Source organism: Bradyrhizobium sp. LeoB3 (assembly GCF_055456055.1).
The window spans coordinates 1-1,216 of record NZ_JBVBEF010000296.1 but is presented as its reverse complement, the minus strand read 5'-3'; the positions used below and the strand labels follow the sequence as shown (position 1 = coordinate 1,216).

2 protein-coding genes and 1 pseudogene are annotated in these 1,216 nt (G+C 60.2%); all 3 read left to right on the top strand.

Annotation, left to right across the window (positions count from 1 at the left end):
• Nucleotides 1-191 (top strand): annotated as a pseudogene (locus ACZXDY_RS45955) (nuclear transport factor 2 family protein); the annotation flags it as partial.
• 306 nt (nucleotides 192-497) lie between these two features.
• A complete protein-coding gene (locus ACZXDY_RS45950; protein ID WP_464350019.1) occupies nucleotides 498-677 on the top strand; it encodes a hypothetical protein in 180 nt (59 codons plus the stop codon).
• Between the two features lie 127 nt (nucleotides 678-804).
• Nucleotides 805-1,026, top strand: coding sequence for a hypothetical protein (locus ACZXDY_RS45945; RefSeq protein WP_464350018.1), 222 nt, complete (start codon nucleotides 805-807; stop codon nucleotides 1,024-1,026).
• Nucleotides 1,027-1,216: the final 190 nt, after the last annotated feature.

The window sequence follows — 1,216 nt, the reverse complement described above, 5'->3', positions numbered from 1 at the left end:
GGTACTGGGGTCAAAGGCTCGCGGCATCCGCAGCCGATGCTTTCGGGATCGACGCATTGATGCCGGAGGGGGACGGCCTCTCGCTCGACTATCGCGGATATGATGGCAAGCGCGTGCGGACGCATTTCCGGTTTACCGATGCCGGAAAAATCCGGCTCACGGCCTGCGTGCCGATCATAGAGGCTGCCTAGTGCGTCGCTATCGGGCGGGCCTGTCAGAACAGCCGTCCAGGACGGTATTCGGCCTTCACGGCTGCGCCGTGGCAGAGCGCGCTCTGACGGAGGGGCGGTAACGGGGCTCTACATCCAGGCACTCCAATGGAAAGCGGCCCCTGCCTCGGAGAGAGAGGCAAGGGCCGCTTTCTCCTACAGGCGTCCCAACAGACGCAGAGGGCGAACGGCCGCCCGGCTCGATCGTTCCAAGTCAGGAGTTGCTGTGGAACGAATGGCCTTGTCACGCGTCATGAGCGTGCTGGGGAGAAGCGCGGATATTGGATCGTGAGAGGCAAGTATACGCGTGAAGCGGCAGCGACGCTGCTCCGCTTTGCAAAATCGACTTCCGACCCCAACTTGGCGGCCGCATTGGTCGAGAAGGCCGCCGACCTCAACGAGCGGGTCGAGGACTTGGCTCTTTTCAGCAAGGACGAGAGCGGCGCTGCGCGCGAACAGAAGCAGTAGCCATAGCGGCCGGGTCGGAAACGTCACGGTTAGGGCCGGACCGCCAACTGCCCGTAGTTCTCCGGCCGTGTACAAGGTTCCTGTACTATGATTTCCTTGCTCACCGGCATGGCTTGGGCGGTGAGAATTGGCCATTTATCGACTGTTGCAAAACTCGGGGGTGAAGCCGGAGGAGATCAGCCGCATCACAGCGGCTTATGAGCGCGCGTTGCGTACTCTCTGCGTCAAGGATCGCGACGACCCTCTGACGGAAATGATCGCGAAAAAGATCATCAAGATCGCGCAATCAGGTGTCGAAGACCCCTCGAAAATTTCGGCTCTGGCCATCAAAGAACTCGAAATGCGATAGGCCAGCGCCGCTCGCATCTCCCGTGTTTGGAACCGAAACCTTTCTAACCCATGTGCATTTCATGACGGGGCTTCGCGAGATGCGAGGCAGCATGAACCCTCTCTCAGCGGGCGATGTGTTCCTGACCGTCGCCATCATGTCGACGACGTTTCTGCTCGAGGTCGGCGTCTTCATCCTGATCGGAATGTTC